Source organism: Variovorax sp. Varisp41, from assembly GCF_047325085.1.
Lineage (GTDB): Bacteria > Pseudomonadota > Gammaproteobacteria > Burkholderiales > Burkholderiaceae_C > Variovorax.
The window spans coordinates 227121-247811 of sequence record NZ_CP168540.1; the positions used below are offsets into that span (position 1 = coordinate 227121).

General features: G+C 69.5%; 4 protein-coding genes and 1 pseudogene. 4 read left to right on the forward strand and 1 reads right to left on the reverse strand.

The window, feature by feature from the left end; translation table 11 throughout:
• The first annotated feature begins 27 nt into the window (after nt 1-27).
• Complete coding sequence (locus ACEN9J_RS01070) at nt 28-168, forward strand: hypothetical protein (RefSeq protein WP_261216540.1); 141 nt, start codon at nt 28-30, stop codon at nt 166-168.
• Nucleotides 165-18896, forward strand: a complete 18732-nt coding sequence (locus ACEN9J_RS01075) for an autotransporter-associated beta strand repeat-containing protein (protein WP_413763047.1) — start codon at nt 165-167, stop codon at nt 18894-18896. The genes ACEN9J_RS01070 and ACEN9J_RS01075 overlap by 4 nt, the downstream gene beginning before the upstream one ends.
• Before the next feature lie 4 nt (nt 18897-18900).
• On the opposite strand, the gene ACEN9J_RS01080 is transcribed toward ACEN9J_RS01075, so the two are convergent.
• Entirely contained in the window at nt 18901-19092 is a 192-nt protein-coding gene (locus tag ACEN9J_RS01080) for a hypothetical protein (RefSeq protein WP_413763048.1), read from the reverse strand.
• A 136-nt stretch (nt 19093-19228) separates the two neighbouring features.
• Between ACEN9J_RS01080 and ACEN9J_RS01085 the strand changes: the two genes are divergently transcribed.
• Entirely contained in the window at nt 19229-19408 is a 180-nt protein-coding gene (locus ACEN9J_RS01085) for a hypothetical protein (RefSeq protein ID WP_413763049.1), read from the forward strand.
• A gap of 735 nt (nt 19409-20143) precedes the next feature.
• Nucleotides 20144-20662 (forward strand): annotated as a pseudogene (locus tag ACEN9J_RS01090) (DUF6531 domain-containing protein); the annotation flags it as partial.
• Nucleotides 20663-20691: the final 29 nt, after the last annotated feature.

The following is a 20691-nucleotide window of genomic DNA, read 5'->3' on the forward strand; positions in this document are numbered from 1 at the left end:
CGCGCTTGCATGGCAGGAGGAGATCCCATGAAAAGCAGCACGCCAGCCATCGACCCGCGGTCGTCGGCTGCATCGACCGTGCCCGCTTCCTCATGCATCGCCTGCCGCGCCCGACCCGATTTCCGCCGCGACGCCTTGCATGCGCGGCCCATGGAGAACCGCCGATGAACGTCGTCTACAAAACCATCTGGAACGCAGCGCTCGGAGCCTGGGTGGCCGTCTGCGAGACGGCGCGCGCGCGCGGCAAGCGCAGCGGTGGCCGGCGCGCGTTGAGCGGCGCGAGCCTGGTGGCGCCGCTGCTGGGCGTGCCGCTCTTCCTGTTGAGCGGAACGGCTTCGGCGGTCTGCACGCTCGCGGGCAACGTGCTCACCTGCACGGGTACCACGCCGGGCTGGGTCGGCGTTTCGAACGGCGGCACGATCAACAACAGCGGCGAGATCGCCAAGCTCGGCGACGGCACCTGGGGCATCTACACGGGCGCCAACATCACGGTCAACAACACCGGCACCATCAGCGGCACGTCGGGCGTGGTGCTCGGCGGCAACGCGGTCATCAACAACAACGGCGGCATCATCCGCAGCACCGACCGCGCGATCCAGGTGACGGGCGGGCCGGTCACGCTGACCAATTCGAACGGCGGCATCATCGAGGGCCTCGCGGGCGCGCTGATCTACGGCGGCGGCACCATCGTCAACACCGGCAACAGCCGCATCACCAGCACGGGCAACTACCTCGGGCTGGGTTTCGGCGGCGGCAGCGCGAGCATCACCAATACGCTGGGCTCCACCATCTCGGGTGCCGCTGCCAGCATCTACGGCCAAGCGACCTCGCTCACGCTCGACAACGGCGGCCTGCTGCAAGGCAGCGCCATCTTCGACGGCGGGCTGGTGCAACGGGTCACCTTGCGCGTGGGCAGCCGGATCGTGGGCGACCTCAGCATCGGCTCCAAGACCGGATCGACGCTGACGCTGGCGGGCGCGGGCACGCAGATCTATTCGCAGGCGGCCACGGGCACCACCACCTTCGGCGGCGACCTGTTCAAGGAGGACAGCGGCGACTGGGTGATCAACCGCTCGATGGCACCGCGCACCGCGACGGTCAACGCGGGCGCGCTGGGCTTCGCCTCGGGCGGCACCTTCGGCGCCGGCACCGCGCTGAGCCTGGCCGCCGCGGGCACGCTGCTGCACACCGATTCGGGCAACGCCGCCGTGGGCAACCTCTCGGGCGTGGCGGGCAGCAAGATCGCGCTCGCGGCCGGTTCGTCGCTGCGCATGGCCGACGGCACCAGCACCACGATCGCGAGCGACTTCAGCGGCGACGGCACGCTGATCAAGAGCGGCAGCGGCACGCTCACGCTGAGCGGCAACAACAGCGCCTTCACCGGCAGCTTCACGGCCAACGCCGGCTCGCTGCTGGCCGCGAGCGCGAAGGCGATCGGCGGTGCCGCGCTCGACATCGGCGGAGCCGTCACGCTCATGAGTCCGGGCGCGCTCGCGCTCAACGCGGTCGGCCTGAGCACCAGCACCGGTGCCGGCGTGCTCAGCGTGCAGACGCCGGGCGCGGTGAGCTTCAACGGCACGGTGTCGGGCGCGGGTTCGCTCGACCTGCGCGGCATCGGCGGCAAGGTCTCGCTGCTCGGCGCGAACAGCTATGCGGGCGGCACGAGCTTCGCCGACAACACGGTCGTGCTCGGCAGCAACACCGCGCTGGGTACGGGCGCGGTGTCGATCGAGGGCGACACGGCGCTGTCGGGCAACGCGGCGCTGACGCTGGGCAATGCCTTCGCCATCGGCAAGTCGAACTCGCTGGCGATCTCCGGGCCGAGCCTCACGCTCAATGGGCAGATCTCGGGCGCCGGCAGCATCGTGAAGCAGGGCACCGCCACGCTCACGCTGGGCGGCGCGAGCACCTACACCGGCGGCACCACGGTGACCGCGGGCACCTTGAGCATCAACAACGCGAGCGGCAGCGCCACGGGCACGGGCGCGGTGCAGGTGCAGACGGGCGCCACGCTCATGGGCAGCGGCGCGATCGCCGGTCCCGTGAACGTGGCGCTCGGTGCGCGCCTGTCGGTCGGCAACGGCGGCGTGGGCGCGCTGACCACCGGCGCGCTCACGCTCGCCGCGGGCTCGACGCTCGAGATGCAGCTCGGCAAGGCGGGCGTGGTCGGCGGTGCGTTCAACGACCTGCTGACCGTCAACGGCAATCTCTCGCTGGCGGGCACCCTCAACCTCGCCCAGTCGGCCGGCGGCAGCTTCAGCGCCGGCATCTACCGGCTCATCAACTACACGGGAACGCTCACCGCCAATGCGATGACGATCGGCAGCGCGCCGACCCCGCTGAGCTACCTCACGCTGCAGACGAATACGGCCAACCAGGTCAACCTGGTCAATACCGGCGGGCTCACGCTCAACCTGTGGGACGGCAGCAATGCCGCGGCCTTCAACAACGGCCAGGTCGAGGGCGGCAGCGGCACCTGGCGCGCCGGCGCGCCCGGCGACAACTGGACCGATGCCAACGGCCTGGCCAACGGCACCTGGGTGCAGGACGGCTTCGCGGTGTTCAGCGGCAAGGCCGGCACCGTCACGGTCGCCAACAACGGCGCGGGCGGCGCGGTGCGCATCGGCGGCGCGCAGTTCGCGGTCGACGGCTACACGATCAACGGCGACCCGCTCACCATCAACGCGGCGAACACCGTGGTGCGCGTGGGCGACGGCACGGCCGCGAGCGCGGGCATGACCGCGACCATCGCGGCCGCGATCGGCGGCACCGGCGGGCTGGTCAAGGACGACGGCGGCGTGCTGATCGTCAGCGGCAAGAACAGCTACACGGGCGGCACCACGGTCAAGGGCGGCATCCTGCAGTTCTCGGCCGACAACAACCTCGGCGCGGCCGGCAAGGGCCTCGCGCTCGACGGCGGCACGCTGCGCATCGCGACCGGCAGCGGGTCGCTCGCCAGCGCGCGCGCGCTGGCGCTGGGCGCGGGCGGCGGCAGCATCGACCTCGGCAATTCGACCTGGGGCTTCGGCGGTGCCATCAGTGGCAATGGCGCGCTGAGCGTCACCGGCAAGGGTGGCGTGCTGAACTTGGCGGTGGCCAGCAGTTACAAGGGCGGCACCGTGGTTCAGGGCGCCGCGGGCGTGACCGCCGGCGTGAGCGGTGCCTTTGGCAGTGGCCCGGTGCGGCAACAGGGCAGCGGCTCGCGGGTGACGCTGTTCAACGCGGCCAGCGCCGGCGCCAACAGCTACACCGTCGGGCGCGCGGGCACGTCCGACAGCGACAACCGACTGGTCTTCGCGCAGAACGCGACGGCCGGCAGCGCGGACATCGACGTGAACGGCAGCGGCGGCCAATCGGCCACGGCGAACACCGTGCAGTTCGGCGACACCTCCAGCGCCGGCACGTCCACCATCGGCAACCTGGGCGGCGCGGTCTCGTTCCAGCAGAGCGCGAGCGCGGGCAGCGCGACGATCTCGAACGGCGCCAACAGCCTCGTGAGCTTCGCCGACTCGGCCACGGCAGGCAGCTCGAAGATCGCCAATGCGAAGGGCGGCACGGTCTACTTCGCCGAGAGTTCGACGGGCGCGAACGCGACGCTGACCAATGCCGCGGGTGGCGTGGTCGACGTGTCGGGCGTGACCGCCAAGACCGGCCTCTCGCTCGGCGCGCTCTCGGGCGCGGGCAACGTGGTGCTGGGCGCCACGCGGCTCACGCTGGGCGGCCTGAACGCCAGCGGCACGATCTCGGGCATCGTGAGCGACAAGGGCAGCGCCTTCGCGCAGCCGGGCGCGGGCACGGGCGGCGCGGTGGTCAAGGTCGGCACGGGCACGCTCGCGCTGACGGGCGCCAATACCTACACCGGCGGCACCACGGTGACGGCCGGCACGCTGGCCGCGAACAACGCGAGCGGCAGCGCCACGGGCACGGGCGCGGTGCAGGTGCAATTGGGCGCCACGCTCGCGGGCACGGGCAGCATCACGGGCACGGTGAGCGTGGCCAAGGGCGGCGTGCTGTCGGCCGGCAATGGGGGGGCCGGCACGCTGACGCTCGGGGGGCTGAGCCTGGCCAGCGGCGCGGTGCTCGACTACGACCTGGGCCAGGCCGGCGTGGCGGGCGGTTCGCTCAACGACCTGATCAACGTCAACGGCAACCTGCAGCTCGACGGCACGCTCAACGTGGCGCAGACGGCCGGCGGCAAGTTCGGCGCGGGGCTGTACCGCCTCATCAACTACACCGGCACGCTGACCGACAACGGCCTGGACATCGGCACCGCGCCCACGAGCGCCGCCAACCTGCAGGTGCAGACCTCGATCGCGAACCAGGTCAACCTGCTGAACGCCAGCGGCCTCGCGCTCAACATGTGGGACGGCGCGGGCAGCGCCAACATCAACGACGGCAAGGTCAGCGGCGGCAGCGGCACCTGGCGCGCGGGCGGCCCGTCGACCAACTGGACCGGCGTCGACGGCAAGCTCAATGCGAGCTGGCAGCAGGGCGGCTTCGCGATCTTCGCGGGCGCGCCCGGCACCGTCACGGTCGACAACACCGGCCCCGGCGGCGCGGTGCGCATGGGCGGCGCGCAGTTCGCCGTCAGCGGCTACACGGTGAATGGCAGCGCGCTCGCCATCGATGCGCCCGCCACGGTGGTGCGCGTGGGCGACGGCACCGCGGCGAGCACGGGCATGAGCGCCACCATCGCCGCCGCGATCGGCGGTGCCGGCGGCCTGGTGAAGGACGATGGCGGCACGCTGGTGCTCAGCGGCAAGAACAGCTATGCGGGCGGCACCACGGTGAAGGCCGGCGTGCTGCGGATCTCCTCCGATGCCAACCTCGGTGCCGCGGCCGGCGATCTCGCGCTCGACGGCGGCACGCTGGCCATCGCCGCGGGCTCGGGTCCGCTGGGCACCGCGCGCGACATCGCGCTCGGCACGGGCGGCGGCACGCTGGACCTGGCGAACAACGCCTACGAGGTCGATGGCGTGCTCAGCGGCAAGGGCGCGCTCACCGTCACCGGCAAGGGTGGCACGCTGCTGCTCTCCAAGGCCAACAGCTTCGCGGGCGGCACCTCGCTGCGCGGCGGCGCCAGCATCACGGCCTTTGCCGCCGGCGCGCTGGGCAGCGGCGACGTGCGGCAGGTCGACAGCGACACGACGCTGCTCTTCTCGACCGGCGGCGGCGCCGGTTCGAACAACTACATCGTCGGCACGGCCGGCGTCTCGGCCAACAACACGCTGGCCTTCGCGCAGAACGCGACCGCCGCCGCGGCGAAGATCGCGCTGTTCGGCGCGGGCTGGCAGGACCCGGACCGGAACTCGCTGCAGTTCCTCGACGGCGCCGTCGGCGCCAATGCCACCATCAACAACAAGGGCGCGGCGGTCGTCTTCGCGGCGAAGTCGAGCGCGGGCAGCGCGACGATCACCAACGGCGCCAACAGCCTGCTGTCCTTCATCGGCGCGTCCTCGGCGGCCAAGGCGGCGATCGACAACCAGGGCGGCATGCTGCAGTTCGCCGACACCGCGACCGGCACCACGAGCACCGTCGTCAAGTCGACGGGCACGGTCGATGTCTCGGGCTCGACCGCCAAGACCGGCGTCGAACTCGGCTCGCTCTCGGGCTCGGGCGCGGTGGTGCTCGGTGCCACGCGTCTCACGGTGGGAGGCTTCGGCGGCAACGACACGCTCTCGGGTGTCGTCAGCGACAAGGGCAGCGTCTTCGCGCAGCCGGGATCGGGCACCGGCGGCTCGATCGTCAAGGTCGGCGCCGGCACGCTCACGCTGAGCGGCGCCAACACCTACACCGGCGGCACGACGGTGGCCGCGGGCACGCTGAGCGTGACCAACAAGAGCGGCAGCGCCACCGGCACGGGCGCGGTGCAGGTGCAGTCGGGCGCGACGCTGGCCGGCACGGGAACCATCGCGGGCACGGTCACCGTGGCGAACGGCGGCGCGGTGAACCCCGGCAACGGCGCGGGCACGCTGACCGTGGGCGGCCTGGCCCTCAATGCGGGGTCGGTGCTGAACTACCAGCTGGGCCAGGCCGGCGTGGCGGGCGGATCGCTCAACGACCTGATCAACGTCAACGGCAACCTGCGGCTCGACGGCACGCTCAACGTGAGCGAGACCGCGGGCGGCAAGTTCGGCGCGGGGCTGTACCGCCTCATCAACTACACCGGCACGCTGACCGACAACGGGCTGGTGATCGGCACGGCGCCCACCGATGCGAGCAAGCTCTGGTTGCAGACCTCGGTGGCCAACCAGGTCAACCTGCTGAACACCGACGGGCTGGTGCTCAACCTCTGGGACGGCGGCAACGCCGCCAACGTCAACGACGGCAAGATCGCCGGCGGCGGCGGTACCTGGCGCGCGGGCGGGCCGGGCGACAACTGGACCGATGCCAATGGCCTGGCCAACGGAACCTGGGTGCAGGACGGCTTCGCGATCTTCAGCGGCAAGGCCGGCACCGTCACGGTCGACAACAAGGGCGTGGGCGGCGCGGTGCGCATCGGCGGCGCGCAGTTCGCGGTCGACGGCTACACCATCGGCGGCGATGCGCTCACGATGAACACGGCGGGCTCGGTCATCCGCGTCGGCGATGGCACCGCCGCGGGCGCGGGCATGAGCGCGACCATCGACGCGGCGATCACGGGCACCGGCGGCCTCGTGAAGGACGACCTGGGCACGCTGGTGCTCGGCGGCGTCAACAGCTATGCGGGCGGCACCACGGTCAAGGGCGGCATCCTGCAGATCGCTTCGGACGCCAACCTCGGCGCGGCCGCGGGTGGCCTCGCGCTCGCTGGCGCGACGCTGCATGCGACGGGCGATATCGCGAGCGCGCGCGCCGTGAGCCTGGGCGCGGGCAACAACCGCCTCGACGTCGACGCGGCGCGCACGCTGGCATTGAACGGTGCCGTGAGCGGAGCGGGCAGCCTGCGCAAGATCGGCGCGGGCACCTTGCGGCTCGGCGCGGCCAATGCGTATGCCGGCGGCACCTTCGTCGATGCGGGCACCCTGGCCACCGACGTGACCGGTGCGCTCGGCAGCGGCGCGGCGAGCGTGGCTGCGGGTGCGACCTTGCGACTGGGTGGCGGTTTTGCCGCCGGCGGCGCGGCCATCGGCAACCAGGGCACGGTGCGCTTCCAGGACACCGCGAGCGCGGGTACGTCGGCCATCACCAATGCCACCGGCGGCGTGCTGGTCTTCGCGGATGCCGCGTCGGCCAGCAAGGCCTCGGTGAGCAACGCGGCCGGCGCGCAGGTGCGCATCGACCAGTCGACGACCGGCGTGAACGTCGGTGCGCTCGGCGGCGCGGGCAATGTGCTGCTGGGCGCGAAGGCGCTGACCACGGGCGGGCTGAACACGAGTACGACGGTGTCGGGCACGATCAGCGGCGCGGGTGGCTCGGTGGTCAAGGTGGGCAGCGGCACGCTGACGCTCACGGGCGCCAACAGCTACACCGGCGGCACCACGGTGACGGGCGGCACGCTGGCCGCGAACAACGCGAGCGGCAGCGCGACCGGCACGGGCGCCGTGCAGGTGCAGTTGGGTGCGACGCTCGCGGGCACCGGCAGCATCGCGGGCGCGGTGAGCATTGCCAAGGGCGGTGTGCTGTCGGCGGGCAATGGCGGCGCGGGCACGCTGACGCTGGGCGGCCTGAGCCTGGCCGATGGCGCGGTGCTCAACTACGACCTGGGTCAGGCGGGCGTGGCCGGCGGCGCGCTCAACGACCTCGTCAATGTCAACGGCAATCTGCAGCTCGACGGCACGCTCAATGTGGCCGAGACGGCCGGCGGCAAGTTCGGCGCGGGCATCTACCGGCTGATCAACTACACGGGCGGGCTGACCGACAACGGTCTGGACATCGGCACGGCGCCGGGCGCCAAGACCGACCTGCAAGTGCAGACCTCGGTGGCGCAGCAGGTCAACCTGGTCAATCGCTCGGGCCTGTCGCTGAACTTCTGGGACGGCAGCGACGCGAGCAAGTACAACGACGCGCAGATCGCGGGGGGCAGCGGCACCTGGCGCGTGGGGATTCCGGGCGACAGCTGGACCGGCGCGGACGGCAAGATCAATGCGGCCTGGGCGCAGGACCAGTTCGCGGTGTTCGGCGGCAAGGCCGGCACTGTCACGGTCAGCGCCGCCGGCGGCACGGTGCGCATCGCCGGTGCGCAGTTCGCCACCGGTGGTTACCGTGTGCAGGGCAACGCGATCGAGTTGGGCAACGCGGCGACCACGGTGCGCGTCGGCGATGGGAGCGCGGCGGGCGCGGGCATGACCGCGACCATTGCGTCCTCGCTGACCGGCGCGGGCGGCCTCGTGAAGGAAGACCTGGGCACGCTGGTGCTCGACGGCAGCAACAGCTATGCGGGCGGCACCACCATCAAGGGCGGCATCCTGCAGATCGCCTCGGATGCGAACCTCGGCGCGGCCTCGGGCGGTCTCGCGCTCGAAGGCAGCACCTTGCGCGTGACGAGCGACACCTCGAGTGCGCGTGCCGTGAGCCTGGGCGCCGGCGACAACCGCTTCGATATCGACACCGCTCGCACGCTGGCGCTCGTCGGCACCGTGAGCGGAGCGGGCAGCCTGCGCAAGATCGGCGCGGGTACCTTGCGGCTCGGCGCGGCCAATGGCTACACAGGCGGCACCTTCATCGATGCGGGCACCTTGACCACCGATGTGAGCGGTGCGATCGGCAGCGGCGCTGCCGCCGTGGCTTCGGGCGCCACGTTGCAACTGGGTGGCAGTTTTGCCACCAGCGGCGCGGCCATCGGCAACCAGGGCACGGTGCGCTTCCAGGACAACGCGAGCGCGGGCACGTCGACGATCACCAACGCCGCGGGCGCGGTGCTGGCCTTCGCGGACAATGCCTCGGCCGGCAAGGCCACGGTGAGCAATGCGACGGGCGCGCAGGTGCGCATCGACCAGGTCGCCAGCGGTGCGAGCATCGGTTCGCTCGGCGGCGCGGGCGACGTGCTGCTGGGCGCGAAGGCGCTGACCACGGGCGGATTGAACACGAGCACGAGCGTGTCGGGCACGATCGGCGGTGCAGGCGGCTCGCTCGTCAAGGTCGGCGGCGGCACGTTGACGCTGAGCGGTGCCAACACCTACACGGGCGGCACCACGGTGACGGGTGGCACGCTGGCCGCGAACAATGCGAGCGGCAGCGCGACGGGCACGGGCGGTGTGCAGGTGCAATCGGGTGCGACGCTGGCCGGCACCGGCAGCATCGCGGGCCCGGTGAACATTGCCAAGGGTGGTGTGCTGTCGGCCGGCAATGGCGGCGCTGGCACGCTGACCGTTGGCAGCCTGAGTCTCGCCAATGGCGCGGTGTTGAACTACGACCTGGGCCAGGCGGGCGTGGCCGGTGGGGCACTCAACGACCTGGTCAACGTCAACGGCAACCTGCAGCTCGATGGCACGCTCAATGTGGCGCAGTCGAAGGGTGGCGTTTTCGGCGCGGGCATCTATCGGCTCATCAACTACACGGGTGGCCTGACCGACAACGGTCTCGACATCGGCACGACGCCTGGCGTGGCGGCCGACCTGCAGGTGCAGACTTCGGTGGCGCAGCAGGTGAATCTCGTCAATCGCGCGGGCCTGTCCCTGAATTTCTGGGACGGCAGCGACGCGAGCAAATACAACGACGGCCAGATCGCCGGTGGCTCGGGCACCTGGCGCGTGGGCGTGCCGGGCGACGGGTGGACCGGTGCGGACGGCAAGATCAACGCGGCCTGGGCACAGAACCAGTTCGCGGTGTTCGGCGGCGTCGCGGGCACCGTCGACGTGGACGATGGCAACGGCACGGTGCGCATCACCGGCGCGCAGTTCGCCACCAGTGGCTACCGGCTGCAGGGCGATGCGATCGAACTCGGCGGCGCGGCCACCACCGTGCGCGTGGGCGATGGCACGAACGCCGGTGCTGGCATGACCGCGACCATCGCGTCTTCACTGAGCGGCGCGGGCGGCCTGGTCAAGGAAGACCTGGGCACGCTGGTGCTCGGCGGCAGCAACAGCTATGCGGGCGGAACCACCATCAAGGGCGGCATCCTGCAGATCGCATCGGATGCGAATCTCGGCGCGGCCACGGGCGGGCTCGCGCTCGAAGGCACCACGCTGCATGTGACGGGCGACACCGCCGGCACGCGCACCGTGAGCCTGGGCGCGGGCAGCAACAGCTTCGACATCGACAAGACCGTCGCGCTGAACGGCACGATCGGCGGCGCGGGCAGCCTGCGCAAGATCGGCGCGGGCACCTTGCGGCTCGGGGCGGCCAACAACTACGCGGGCGGCACCTTCGTCGACGTCGGCACGCTGGCCACCGGTGTGACCGGTTCACTCGGCAGCGGCGCGGCGAGCGTGGCTTCGGGTGCCACGCTGCAACTGGATGGCGGCTTCGACGCCGGCACCACCGCGATCGGCAACCAGGGAACCGTTCGCTTCCAGGACAAGGCAAGCGCGGGAACGTCGACCATCACGAATGCCGCGGGCGGCGTTCTGGCCTTCGCGGACGACGCCTCGGCCACCAAGGCCAAGGTGCTCAACCAGGCCGGCGCGCAACTGCGCATCGACCAGGCGACCACGGGCGTGAACGTCGGCGCACTCGATGGCGCGGGCAACGTGCTGCTGGGCGCGAAGGCACTGACCACCGGTGGACTGAACACCAGCACGACGGTATCGGGAACGATCGGCGGCGCGGGCGGTTCGGTGGTCAAGGTGGGCAGCGGAACGCTGACGCTCACAGGTGCCAACAGCTACACCGGTGGCACGACGGTGACGGGTGGCACGCTGAGCGCTAACAACGCCAGCGGGAGCGCGACCGGTGCGGGTGCGGTGCTGGTGCAGTCGGGTGCCACGCTCGCGGGCACGGGCAGCATCGCGGGTGCGGTGAACGTTGCCAAGGGCGGTGTGCTTTCCGCGGGCAATGGCGGTGCGGGCACGCTGACGGTTGGCAGTCTGAGCCTGGCCGATGGCGCGGTGCTCAACTACGACCTGGGCCAGGCCGGTGTTGCCGGCGGTGCCCTTAACGACCTCGTCAACGTCAACGGCAACCTGCAGCTCGACGGAACGCTCAATGTGAGCGAGACAGCTGGCGGCAAGTTCGGCGCGGGCATCTACCGGCTGATGAACTACACCGGTGGCCTGACCGACAACGGTCTCGACATCGGTACGGCGCCGAGCGCCAAGGCCGATCTGCAGGTGCAGACCTCGGTGGCCCAACAGGTCAACCTGGTCAATCGCGCGGGCCTGTCGCTGAACTTCTGGGATGGCGGCGACAACAGCAAGTACAACGACGGCCAGGTGGCCGGTGGTTCGGGCACCTGGCGCGTGGGCGTGCCGGGCGATGGCTGGACCGGTGCCGACGGCAAGATCAACGCGGCCTGGGTGCAGGGGCAGTTCGCGGTGTTCGGCGGCAGCGCCGGCACCGTCGACGTCAACGACGACAAGGGCATCGTGCGCATCACCGGTGCGCAGTTCGCCACCAACGGCTACCGCGTGCAGGACGACGCGATCGAGCTGGGCGCTGCGGCGACCACCGTGCGCGTGGGCGACGGCAGTGCGGCTGGTGCCGGCATGACCGCGACCATTGCGTCGTCGCTGACCGGCACGGGCGGCCTGGTCAAGGAAGACCTCGGCACGCTGGTGCTCGATGGCAGCAGCAGCTACAGCGGCGGCACCACCATCAGGGGCGGCATCCTGCAGATCGCATCGGATGCGAACCTCGGTGCGGCCGCGGGCGGCCTCGCACTCGAAGGCACCACGCTGCATGTGACCGGCGACACCGCGAGCAAGCGTGTCGTGACCCTGGGCACGGGTGTCAACAGCTTCGACATCGACAAGACCGTCGCGCTGAACGGTGCGGTCAGTGGTACGGGCAGCCTGCGCAAGACCGGCGCCGGCACCCTGCAGCTCGGCGCGGCCAATGCATACGTCGGCGGCACCGATGTGGCCGCGGGCTCGGTCGAGGCCCTGGTCACGGACGCGCTGGGCACGGGAGCGGTATCGGTGGCGGGCAATGCCTCGCTGGCCTTCACCAACACGGCCGACGCGGGCAAGCTCGCGATCACGGTGGCCGCGCGCGGCAGTGCGCCGACCGACAACGGCGGCTTCCTCGCGTTCCGCGACAGCAGCTCGGCGGGCGACGCGACCATCACGGCGAACCAGGACGCCTCGGTCGAGTTCCGCGACAGCGCGAGCGCCGGCAGTTCGGTGATCGAGAACCGGGGCGGCTCGACCACGCTGTGGTTCAACGCGGAGGGCGGCAAGGCCCGGATCACGAACTTCGCGGGCGGTCGCGTCGACCTGCTCGACGACGCGAGCGCGGGCCAGGCACGCCTGGTCAACGAGAGCGGCGGGGTGATCAACCTGGCCGATCGCGTGAGCGCGGACCAGGCGACGGTGGTGAACGGCGCGGGTGGGCAGCTGCGCATCGGCAGCCTCACCAACGCGGGCGTGGGCATCGGCTCGCTCGAAGGCGCGGGTGAGGTGTTCCTCGGCGCGAAGGCGCTGACCACGGGCGGCCTGAATACCAGCACGACGGTGTCGGGCACGATCGCCGGCAGCGGTGGCTCGGTCGTGAAGGTGGGCAGCGGCACGCTCGAACTCAGCGGTGCCAACACCTACACCGGTGGCACCACAGTGGCGGGCGGCACGCTCGCGGCCAACAACAAGAGCGGTAGCGCGACCGGCTCGGGCGCCGTGCAGATCCAGGGCGGTGCGACGCTGGCCGGCAATGGCAGCATCGCCGGTTCCGTGAACATCGCCAAGGGCGGTGTGCTGTCGGCGGGCAATGGGGGCGTGGGCACGCTGACGCTCGGCAGCCTGAGCCTGGCCGACGGCGCGGTACTGAACTACGACCTGGGCCAGGCCAACACGGTGGGTGGCCCGCTCAACGACCTCGTCAACGTCAACGGCGACCTGCGCCTGGACGGCACGCTCAACGTGGCGCAGTCCGCGGGCGGCAGCTTCGGCGCGGGCCTGTACCGACTCATCAGCTACACGGGCAGCCTGACGGACAACGGCCTCGACATCGGCACCGCGCCGGGTGCCGCAGCCGACCTGCAGGTGCAGACCTCGGTGGCACAGCAGGTCAACCTGGTCAATCGCGCGGGCCTGTCTTTGAACTTCTGGGATGGCAGCGACGCGAGCAAGTACAACGACGGCCTGGTGGCCGGTGGTTCGGGCACCTGGCGCGTGGGCGTGCCGGGCGACGGCTGGACCGGCGCCGACGGCAAGATCAACGCGGCCTGGGTGCAAGGGCAGTTCGCGGTGTTCGGCGGCAGCGCCGGCACCGTCGACGTCAACGACGACAAGGGCATCGTGCGCATCACCGGTGCGCAGTTCGCGACCAACGGCTACCGCGTTCAGGGCGACGCGATCGAACTGGGCAATGCCGCGACGACCGTGCGTGTCGGCGACGGCAGTGTGGCCGGTACGGGCATGACCGCGACCATTGCGTCGTCGCTGACCGGCACGGGCGGCCTGGTCAAGGAAGACCTTGGCACGCTGGTGCTCGATGGCAGCAACAGCTACAGCGGCGGCACGACCATCAAGGGCGGCATCCTGCAGATCGCCTCGGATGCCAATCTCGGCGCCGCGGCGGGCGGCCTCGCGCTCGAAGGCACGACCTTGCGCGTGACGGGCGACACCGCCAGTGCGCGTGCGGTGAGCCTGGGGGCGGGCAACAACCGCTTCGACATCGACGCGGCCCGCACGCTGGCGCTCAACGGCAGCGTGAGCGGCGCGGGCAGCCTGCGCAAGCTCGGCGTGGGCAGCTTGCGGCTCGGCGCGGCCAATGCCTATGCCGGCGGCACGTTCGTCGACGCGGGTACCTTGCTCACCGATGTGACCGGCGCGCTCGGCGGCGGCGCGGCGAGCGTGGCCTCGGGTGCGACGCTGCAACTGGGTGGCGGCTTCGATGCCGGCACCACGGCCATCGGCAACCAGGGCACGGTGCGCTTCCAGGGCAAGGCGAGCGCGGGCACGTCGACCATCACCAACGCCGCGGGCGGCGTGCTGGCCTTCGCGGACGATGCATCGGCCACCAAGGCCACGGTGCTGAACCAGGCTGGGGCGCAGGTGCGCATCGACCAGGCGAGCACTGGCGTGAATGTTGGCGCTCTTGGCGGCGCGGGCGACGTGCTGCTGGGAGCGAAGGCTCTGACCACGGGTGGACTGAACACCAGCACGGCAGTGTCGGGGACGATCGGCGGTGCCGGTGGTTCGGTCGTCAAGGTGGGCGGCGGCACGCTCGATCTGAGTGGCGCCAACACCTATACCGGTGGCACCACGGTGATGGGCGGCACGCTGGCCGTGAACAACGCGAGCGGCAGCGCAACGGGCACTGGCGGCGTGCAAGTCCAGTCCGGCGCCATGCTCGCGGGCAACGGCAGTGTGAGCGGTGCGGTCAGCATCGCCAAGGGCGGCGTGCTGTCGGCGGGCAACGCAGGCGTCGGCACGCTGACGTTGGGCGGCCTGAACCTCGCCGAAGGCTCGGTGCTCAACTACGACCTGGGCCAGGCCAATACGGCCGGTGGCGCACTCAACGACCGCGTGCAGGTCAATGGCAATCTGCAACTCGACGGCACGCTCAACGTGGCCCAATCGAAGGGCGGCGTGTTCGGCGCGGGCATCTATCGCCTCATCGACTACACCGGCCGCCTGACCGACAACGGCCTGGACATCGGCAGCGCGCCGGTCGCGGCCAAGGACCTGCAGGTGCAGACCTCGGTGGCGCAGCAGGTCAATCTGGTGAACCGCACGGGTCTGTCGCTGAACTTCTGGGATGGCGGCGACAACACCAAGTACAACGACGGCAAGATCGCGGGCGGCACGGGCACCTGGCGTGTCGGCGTGCCGGGGGATGGCTGGACCGGCGCGGACGGCAAGATCAATGCGGCCTGGGCACAGGACCAGTTCGCGGTGTTCAGCGGCACGGGCGGCACGGTCACGGTCAGCAATGCGGGCGGCACGGTGCGCATCAACGGCGCGCAGTTCGCGGCCGATGGCTATGTGCTGCAGGGCGATGCGATCGAGCTCGGTGCTTCGGGCACGGTGGTGCGCGTGGGTGATGGCTCGGGAACGGACGTCGATCGCACGGCCACGGTGAATGTCGCGCTGACCGGCGCGGGTGGCCTGGTGAAGGACGACGTGGGACGTCTGGTCCTCGGCGGAACCAACACCTACACCGGCGGCACCACGGTCAAGGCCGGCGTGCTGCAAGGTAACACCGCAAGCTTGCAAGGCGGCATCGTCAATGACGCCGAGGTCGTGTTCGACCAAGATAAGACTGGCACCTATGCAGGCGCGATGAGCGGTTCGGGCAAGCTGCGCAAGATCGGCGCGGGTACGCTGACGCTGACCAGTGCGAACAGCTACGCAGGCGGCACTTTCGTCGATGCCGGCACGCTGGCCACCGACGTCACCGGTGCCCTCGGCAGCGGCGCGGCGAGCGTGGCTTCGGGCGCGACGCTGCAGTTCGGCGGCAAGGCCGAACTCGGCAGCATGTCGGTTGCCAACAGCGGCACGGTGCGCCTGCAAGGCAACGCAAGCGCTGGCAGCGCCAGCCTCGTCAATGCTTCGGGAGCCGTGCTGGCTTTCGCGGACGACGCCACGGCCGACAAGGCCACGGTGAGCAACGTGGCCGGCGCGCAGGTGCGCATCGACCAGGCCACGACGGGCGTGAGCATCGGCACCCTCGATGGCGCGGGCGACATCGCACTTGGTGCGAAGGCGCTCACGCTCGGCGGGTTGAATGGCAATGCGACCTTGTCGGGAACGATCGATGGCAATGGCGGTTCGATCGTCAAGGTCGGTAGCGGCACGCTCACCCTGACAGGCGCGAACACCTACACAGGCGGCACCACCGTCGGTGCGGGCACGCTTAGCGTGAACAACAAGAGCGGCAGTGCGACGGGCACGGGCGCGGTGCAGGTGCAATCGGGCGCGACGTTGGCTGGCAGCGGCAGCATCGCGGGCGCGGTCACGATCGACAAGGGCGGCATCCTCGCGGCGGGCAATAGCCCCGGCACGCTGACGCTTGGTGCGCTCACGCTCGCGGGTGGCTCCACGCTCAACTACGAGCTCGGGCAGGCCGGTGTTCCCGGCGGTGCGCTGAACGACCTGATCAACGTCACCGGCGACCTGAACCTCGACGGCACGCTGAACATCGCGCAGTCGGCTGGCGGTAGCTTCGGCCCCGGCTTGTATCGCTTGATGAGCTACGGCGGCAGCTTCACCGACAACGGTCTGGACATCGGCACGGTGCCGGGCTCGGCCAAGGCGGCGGACCTGCAGGTGCAGACCTCGGTGGCGAACCAGGTCAACCTGGTGAACAAGGCTGGGCTGTCGCTGAACTTCTGGGATGGCGGCGACAGCACCAAGTACAACGACGGCCAGATCGCCGGCGGCTCGGGCACCTGGCGCGTGGGCAACCCGCAGCCTTCGATGGATGCCTGGACCGACATGGACGGCAAGGTCAACGCCAACTGGGCGCAGGGCCAATTCGCGGTGTTCGGCGGCAAGGCCGGCACCGTGACGGTCGATGCGGCTGGCGGCGCGGTGCGCATCGCCGGTGCGCAGTTCGCCACCGATGGCTATGTGGTGCAGGGCGATGGCATCGTGGTGGACAACGCCAACTCGGTGATCCGTGTGGGCGATGGGACGGCCGCAGGTGCGACCATGACCGCGACACTCAATGTGGCGCTCAGCGGCACGGGCGGGATCTCGAAGGAGGATGCCGGCCGGTTGATCCTGGGCGGCACCAACACCTACACCGGCGGCACCACCGTCAAGGGCGGCGTGCTGCAGGGCAGTGCGACGAGCCTGCAGGGCAATATCGTCAACAACGCCGAAGTCGCCTTCGACCAGGGCAAGACGGCCGGCACCTATGCGGGCACGATGAGCGGCACCGGCAAGCTGCGCAAGATCGGAACGGGCACGCTGACGCTGAGCAGCGCCAACAGCTACAGCGGCGGCACGTTGGTCGATGCGGGCACGTTGACGACTGACACCACGGGTGCGTTGGGCACGGGGCCTGCCAGCATTGCCTCTGGCGCGACGCTGCAGTTCGGCGGCAAGGCCGATGCGGGCAAGCTCGCGATCGCCAACGCAGGCGCCTTGAGCCTGCAGGACACCGCGAGCGCTGCAAGCGCCACGGTGACCAATGCAGCGGGTGGACAGGTGCGCATCGATCTGACGACCACCGGCACGAGCATCGGCTCGCTCGGCGGAGCAGGCGATGTGGTGCTCGGCACCAAGGCGCTGACCACCGGTGCGCTTGGCACTGACAACACGATCTCGGGCGCCATCACCGGCACCACGGGCTCGCTCGTCAAGGTCGGCGCAGGCACGCTCACGCTCGCAGGCACCGCCAACTACGCAGGCGAGACCCGCGTGACCGCAGGCACTCTCAAGGCCGGCGCCACCAACGCCTTCAGCGCAGCATCGAGTGCTGTGGTCGCCAGCGGCGCCACGCTCGACCTCGCGGGCTTCAGCCAGAAGATGGCCGGCCTGACCAACGCCGGCACGGTCTCCCTGCTGGGCACCGTCCCAGGCACGACGCTCACCTTGACCGGCCCCTACGTCGGCAACAACGGCGTGCTGCGCCTCGGCGCCAAGCTCGACAACCCGGGCATCGCCGACCGCCTGGTGCTCGACGGTGCATCGGCCAGCGCGAGCGGCAAGACGACGGTGCAGGTCACCAACCTCGGCGGCCTGGGCGCACGCACCAGCGGCGCGGGCATCGAGCTGATCAGCGCGAAAAACGGCGCAACCACCACCGCGCAAACCAGCAAGGACGCCTTCGTGCTCTCGGGCGGCCGTGTCGACGCTGGTGCCTACGAGTACCGCCTGTACGCGGGCGACGCAGGCGGCGAGGGCGAGAACTGGTACCTGCGCACCGAAGCAGAACCTGGAGCCTCGCTGCCGACCTACCGCGCCGAAGCCTCGCTGTTCGCCGCGCTGCCGAACCAGCTGCGCCAAAGCAACCTGGCCATGCTCTCGAGCCTGAGCCAGCGCATCGGCGACGACGACGTGCGCGGCAGCGGTGGCGCGAGCACGAGCGTGGACGGCAGCAACCGCCGGGCCTGGGGCCGCCTGATCTCCACCGACATGGACATCCGCCAGGGCGGCACCGTGTCGCCGCATGCCGAGGGCCGCGTGAGCGGGCTGCAGGCGGGCACCGACCTGTGGGCCAATGCGAACTGGAGCGCGGGCATCTACGTGGGCCAGCTCGAGGGCGATACGCGCGTCAGCGGCTTCAGCAGCGGCCTCCTGAACGGCGCCGCAGGCCGCAACGACCTGCGCAGCCAGTACCTGGGCCTGTACGGCACGTTCACGAGCGACGACGGCTTCTATGCCGACACGGTGCTGCAGGCCGGCCGCCATCGCTACACGGTGCAACCGCAACTGAGCGCGGGCGTGACGGGCAAGGGCAACAGCTTCCTGGCCTCGATCGAGATCGGCAAGGCCTTCGCGCTCGGCACGGGCGGCTGGTCGGTGGAGCCGCAGCTGCAGCTGATCCATCAGCGCCTGCGCCTGGACGACGTGGCGATCCCCGGTGCGCTGGTGCAGCAGGATGCCGACAGCAGCTGGACCGCGCGCGCGGGCGTGCGCATCAAGGGCAGCTTCGCGACGGGCGCGGGCACGCTGCAGCCCTATGCGCGCCTGAACGTCTATCGCAGCTCGAAGGGCAACGACGTCGCGCGCTTCGTGAACCCGGCGGCGATCACGCCGGTGGGCGCGCCGATCGGCGGCACGAGCACCGAGCTGGCGGCAGGTTTCACGCTGGCGGTAAACCAGCGCACGAGCCTGTATGGCGAGCTTGGCAAGCAGTGGGCTTCGGGCGGTGCGGCGCGCGTGGGCAGTTCGGTCAATGCGGGGGTGGGCGTGCGCGTGAAGTGGTGAGGTCTCAAAAGGTGTGAATAAACCTACTGCGTGCCCCGAGCACGGCGTAAAGGTCACCCCCGCCAGTCGGCTGACCGAGGCCCTGCTTGGCCTGATCCGAGTTCACAAAGCTGAGCTGGCCGACTACTTGGTGGCTGTCAACGACACCGATCACGTTGCCGATGCCGCCGTGGCTGCCTGGATCGAGCGCCACCATGTCACCGGCCACGAAGGCATGAGTCCGACCACCCTGATGAGACTCGCTGCGGCATCCGCAACGCTGGATCGGCAGACTGGGGAATGTTGGTGGCCGCGCCGATCCCGACCGAGACTGCTCGCCGCATTCCGATGCGATGAACGCCAGCCAGACCGAGCGAATGCTGAGTTGGATCGACCTGTTCGTGAGCCGAGGGCTGAGCCTGGCCGACGCCCAAGCACTGGTCGACAAACTCGTGCGGCGTGACCGCGAGGACGATAGCCGGCGCGCGCGTCTGGAATACCCCCACCTAAGCGGCGGAATCGGCACCCGGTAGTGCGGCGCCTCGCAGGGCCGGGGGCGACGCGTGGACGGTCTCGCCCGACTTGGCGCAACGGCTCCAGCGTTGCTTGGGGTTTCGTGGCTTGCCGTAAGACCCCCCCATGGAGAGCGGTCCTCAAAAGTCTCCCGAGGAGGAGAACTGCGAACTTTCATCTCCAGGCTCGTCCCTGCGTGCGTGGTATTTATCCAGTACAGATCAATGTTGACGAGCCACAGCAGCTCGCATAACGTCATGTTCCGCCGCTCCGAATTGCGGCTGAATGAGGGACGTCACTGCCTTGGGAGGGGAATCATGAAAAATGCATCTGTGCCTCGGATATTGATAAAAATGATATCCAGGCTAAAAGCGAAAAAAATCTGGATTGCGTTGGGATTGTTTTTTCTTGGTCAATCTGCTTCGCATGCCCAATTGTCAGCTGAAATTATTAACTCGGCCAATACAGTCATTGCGCAGAGTAAGAATGGGATTGATGTTTGCGTTGCGGGAACAACTATTGACGGCGGTACTATCGGTTCATATCGTCAGTGGTTTGTTGAAGACGGAGGGTCATATGTCAGAGTGCCGGACAACACCCCAACGTTAGCAGAGGTTTTTTGCACTGGTACTTCGTACGCCCAATGGACCGGCAGCAATCCGACAAGCGAGACCAATCAGGCGGTGGGTTTTTCATATAAGTGCCCGGCGGGTGGGGTTGGTGTCCAAGGTGGTGGAGCGCCGATCTCTCCTGTTATGCAGGAACAACTCTCCGCTTTAGGTGTTGACTCAACCTATTTGAAGTATCAGGGTGGTCTTCCCAGAGCCATTGCAACTCCGTCGACCTCCCCTCCCATTTTTGGCCCCTCTGTGGCTGGCAGGGCATATAAAGGCACGCTTTCTTGCGGTTGCGGTTCGGAAGATTCGCTGACGCCTGTATGGAGTGCAAAGTACAAGTATTGTCTGCCCGCCGGCTTTGAGAATTGGGTCCCCCCACCTCCTGAGCCGCAGTCCTGCCAGCGCCAAGATGGCGGTCAAACCCCGCAGCCAATCTTGCCCGCATCGGCTGAGAAGTACCGCTCCGAGACAGACTGGTCCGACTCTGGTTCCGGTGCCTTGTCTTTCATGCGTACATATCGCAGCAACTGGGCCAGTGACCCGAACCGGACTAGTAATCCACTCGGTCAATCTTGGTCACACAACTTCAGCACCAAGCTGGAATTTTTCCCCAGATCTTGGAAATCAAGCGTAAACATTACAACTGGCGAAGGTTATGTTCGGACCTTCAACCAGACTGCTGGAGT

Bases quoted from the DNA above. Each gene is read 5' to 3' on its own strand.
- ACEN9J_RS01075 (WP_413763047.1), top strand. From the start codon at position 165: ATGAACGTCGTCTACAAAACCATCTGGAACGCAGCGCTCGGAGCCTGG.
- ACEN9J_RS01085 (WP_413763049.1), top strand. From the start codon at position 19,229: ATGAACGCCAGCCAGACCGAGCGAATGCTGAGTTGGATCGACCTGTTC.
- ACEN9J_RS01080 (WP_413763048.1), bottom strand. From the start codon at position 19,092: ATGGTGGCGCTCGATCCAGGCAGCCACGGCGGCATCGGCAACGTGATC.
- ACEN9J_RS01070 (WP_261216540.1), top strand. From the start codon at position 28: ATGAAAAGCAGCACGCCAGCCATCGACCCGCGGTCGTCGGCTGCATCG.